Here is a 3559-nt window from a genome sequence, read left to right as displayed (position 1 = left end):
TGGCCGGCACGCTGCGCGACTGACCCCCGTCGAGAGGCCGGTTCAGCCCCGTCGAGAGGCCGGTTCAGCCCCGTCGAGAGGCCGTGGGCCACGCGGCATACTGAGGCAATGGCGACGACGGAGGACCTGGACCGGATCGCGCGGTCGTTCGATGGGGTGAGCGTCGGTAAGTACTGGGACGATCCCCACGCTTTTCTCCTGCCCGGTCGAGGGGGCACAGGCTTCGTGATGAAGCGCAGCCCGCGCCGCCAGGAGGGCACCGTCGACCCGGCGACCGACGAGCCGTATGCCGATCTGATCGTCGTCGCGCTGGGCACTGCGGCGGCGCACGACGAAGCGCTGGCGATGTTCCCACCGGACGTGGTCTTCACCATCCCCCACTTCGCCGGGCACTCGGGTGTGCTCGCCCATCTGGACCGGATCAGCGTCGAGCAACTGGAGGACCTGCTCGACCTGTGCTGGCGCAGCAAACAGGCATAAGGGTGCGCCCCACCGTGCGGTAAGTGGGGTGATCACCCCACTTACCGCACGGTAGGCGGCCGGGTCAGCGGCGGGCGAGGCGGGCGGCGTCGAGCAGGGCGTTCTCGACCAACTCCATCGCGGCGGGGTGGATCCACAGCGGCGTGGCGGCGGCGTCCATCGCCGTCAGCCCTCGCGTGACCGCATCCACGAGCGGCTGAATCAGGGACGACGCGAAGGGCGCCATGATCTGCGCCCCCAACACGACGCCGCTCCCCCGCTCGGCGACGACCGTGCACACCGAGGTCGTGTCCTCCAGCGCCCAGCCGTATGCCGTGTCCGACAGCGGCCGCGTGGCCGCCACTGCGTCGCGTCCCTCCGCCCGCGCCGCTTCCGGCGTCAGGCCGACGAGCGCGATCTGTGGGTCGCTGAAGATCGCCGCTGGAACTGCTTTGGTGCGCAAGGGTTCCAGGGCGTCGGGGTGCAGGATGTTGTGACGGATCGTGCGCGCCTGAGAGTTGGCGAGATGCTTGAGCTCGATCTCGCTGGAGATGTCGCCGAGGGCCCACACCCTCTCGGCGCTGGTCCGGCCGTGGTCGTCCACGAGCACGCGCCCCGACTCGGCGTCCACCGCGACACCGGCACTCTCGAGCCCGAGACCGGCCGTGTTCGGGCGGCGCCCGGCGGCGACGAGCAGCCGGTCGCCGACCAGGGGCGTCCCGTCGCTCAGGCGCAGATGGATCCCGTCCGAACGCTGCTCGACAGTCGTCACCGAGGCGCCGGTGTGCACATCCCAGCGCTCACGCGCAATCGCGGTGAAGCGTCGCGCGACCTCCTCGCCCGCTCGCCGGGCGAGGACCGGCCCTTGCGTCACAAGGGTGATCGCGCACCCGAGCGCCCCGAAGATGCTCGCCATCTCGATCCCGATGACCCCGCCGCCGAGGACGAGCAAGCGCTTCGGCAACTCCTCGATGCGCATGATCGTGTCGGACGTGTCCACCCGAACTCCACTCTGCCGCAACACATCCGGGATCACCGGGTGCGCACCGGCGGCGATAACGATGTGATCTGCGCTGACCTCGATCCCTCCGGTGGGCAGGTGCAGACGCACCCGCCGCTCACCGACGAACTCGGCCCGACACTCATACGCAGCGATGCCGGCGTCGCGGGCACCGGCCGGGCCGGAGGCGGCATACGGATCGATGCGCCCGAAGACGCGGTCGCGAATGTCCGGCCAGCGCACACCGTCGATGTGTGCGTCGATGCCGAAGCGCGCCGCGTCTCGGATGGTCGTCGCGACGTCGGCCGCGTGCACGAACATCTTGCTGGGGATGCAGCCTCGGTTGAGGCAGGTGCCGCCATACGGCCCGCTATCGACGATGGCGGTATGCCGTCCGCTCACCATCGCCTCGTCGAGCACCATCCGCCCCGATCCGGCCCCAATCACGAGCACGTCGTAGTGGGCGTTGACGGGAGGCGGCGGCGAGCTGGGCGACATACGTCAAGAACATAGGGGCTAGCGCAAGTGCACGCCGCCCACCACCGCCATGTGTTGTCGCAACTGGTACGGCAGAAGCTCGGCGTGAGCGTGGTGCAGGGCACGGCCGGAATACACCGACAACCGGGCGCACGCATGGCAGGCTGACGGGGTGATCGACACTCCCCCACCGCGATTCGCCGATGTCGACGACGTCGCGGCGCGCCTCGCGGCGGCCGGCTACCTGGCCTCCGACGCCATCGCCACCACGGCCTTCCTCGCCGACCGCCTCGGCAAGCCGCTGCTCGTCGAGGGGCCCGCGGGCGTCGGGAAGACCGAACTCGCCAAGGCGCTTGCGAGCGCGATCGACGGCGACCTGGTGCGCCTGCAGTGCTATGAGGGCGTGGACGAGGCGCGCGCGCTCTACGAGTGGAATCACGCCAAACAGCTGCTCCGGATCACCGCCGGGCAGGGCGACTCCTGGGACGAGCTACGCGGCGACATCTTCACGGAAGAGTTCCTTCTGCCGCGGCCCCTGCTGAAGGCGATCCGGACAACCGGCGAGACGGTGCTGCTCATCGACGAACTCGACAAGGCCGACCAGGAGATCGAGGGACTGCTCCTGGAGATCCTCGGCGACTTCCAGATCACCGTTCCCGAACTCGGGACGATCCGAGCCGAGCGGCGGCCGCTTGTCGTGTTGACCTCCAATGCGACGCGCGAGTTGTCAGAGGCGCTGCGCCGACGCTGCCTCTTTCTGCACATCGACTATCCCGAGCCCGAGCTCGAGCAGCGCATCGTCCAGATCCAGGTTCCCGAACTGGACGCCTCGCTCGCAGAATCCGTTGTGCGACTTGTCAATCGACTTCGCCTTCTCAAGCTGCGCAAGTCGCCGTCGGTCGCGGAGAGCGTCGACTGGGGCCGAACTCTGGTCGCTCTCGGCGCGCGTGAGATGACGCCCGACGTGGTTGCCGACAATCTGGGCGTGCTGCTGAAGCACCAGGACGATCTCGTGCGCGCCCGCCACGCCTTGGAGCTCTGAGGGCCGGATGCCAGCCCCTCCCCCCGGCCGGCCCCGAACCGTCGGCGGTGGCCGCGCCCCGTCGGGCGGGGTCGCTGGGAGTTTGCCCGGTGACCCGCCGCACCCACTCCACGAGCGACTGGTCACCTTCGGCGCGGCTTTGCGCGATCACGGGATCTCGGCCGGGACGTCAGACATCATCGACGCCGGCACTGCTGCAGTCGCTCTCGGCCTAGAGGATCGAGAGCGACTTCGAGCCGCCTTCGCGTGCGCCCTTTTGCGTCGCAGTGGCGAACGACGTCTTTTCGACGAGCTCTTCGATGTCTATTTCCCCGCAGCTGTGGGTGCTCGATCGGGCGTTAATGATAGCCCGCGCACGCTCTCCGAGGTGAGCGAGATCCGTTCCCGCGCAGAAGAATTGCGCCAGCTCCTGGCAGCTGCCCTGGCCGCGGGCGACCGCGCTGCGCTGGATCGAATTGCGGCCCAGGTCGTCGCCGAGCTCGGCCGGCTCGCGAACGACTCGACCCTCGGCGGCTACTCGGCGGCCCAGGCCCTCGATGCCCTGGCGCCCCAGCTGGCCATCGCGGTCGCGGAGTCGCTGG

General features: G+C 69.3%; 3 protein-coding genes and 1 pseudogene. 3 read left to right on the top strand and 1 reads right to left on the bottom strand.

Translation table 11 applies throughout. The features are described 5' to 3' along the window. The first annotated feature begins 108 nt into the window (after window positions 1–108). Window positions 109–480, top strand: coding sequence for a hypothetical protein (locus PKH97_RS15050; RefSeq protein ID WP_324388398.1), 372 nt, complete (start codon window positions 109–111; stop codon window positions 478–480). A gap of 64 nt (window positions 481–544) precedes the next feature. On the opposite strand, the gene PKH97_RS15045 is transcribed toward PKH97_RS15050, so the two are convergent. Then, a complete protein-coding gene (locus PKH97_RS15045; protein WP_324388396.1) occupies window positions 545–1957 on the bottom strand; it encodes a mycothione reductase in 1413 nt (470 codons plus the stop codon). A gap of 151 nt (window positions 1958–2108) precedes the next feature. Between PKH97_RS15045 and PKH97_RS15040 the strand changes: the two genes are divergently transcribed. Then, window positions 2109–2978 (top strand): MoxR family ATPase, encoded by an 870-nt coding sequence (locus PKH97_RS15040; RefSeq protein WP_324388394.1) that lies wholly within the window; start codon window positions 2109–2111, stop codon window positions 2976–2978. A gap of 367 nt (window positions 2979–3345) precedes the next feature. Continuing rightward, a pseudogene (locus PKH97_RS15035) lies at window positions 3346–3559 on the top strand (hypothetical protein); the annotation flags it as partial.

Source organism: Nostocoides sp. (assembly GCF_035343835.1).
Classification (GTDB): domain Bacteria; phylum Actinomycetota; class Actinomycetes; order Actinomycetales; family Dermatophilaceae; genus Nostocoides_A; species Nostocoides_A vanveenii.
This window is presented reverse-complemented; position numbering and strand designations above follow the sequence as displayed.